This window comes from Fructilactobacillus sp. X2R6C1 (assembly GCF_059901295.1).
Genome location: NZ_JBWXUZ010000069.1, coordinates 1 through 244, shown reverse-complemented (window position 1 = coordinate 244; position 244 = coordinate 1). Strand labels below are relative to the sequence as shown.

Sequence of the window (244 nt, the reverse complement as noted above, 5' to 3'; positions counted from 1 at the left end):
AACGTACACCACTCACCTCCCACAAACCAACTTTTCGGTCACCATTACCGTTAAGCAAAACGGAAAGGTAACTGGCAAAATCATCGATGATGATTACCACGCCGAATACACTAACTTTCGGGTTGACAACCCAGAGGGCGGTTTCGCCAGCACCATCAAGCAGAGATACACTGACATCTTGAAAAACATTGCGCAGCAATGTTTCAACTACGTTCCAGACAACACGGAAACAAAGTGGCTCATC

At 46.3% G+C, this 244-nt stretch carries 1 pseudogene; it reads left to right on the top strand.

The window, feature by feature from the left end:
- Positions 1-244, top strand: a pseudogene (locus AC6UDF_RS07395) (hypothetical protein); the annotation flags it as partial.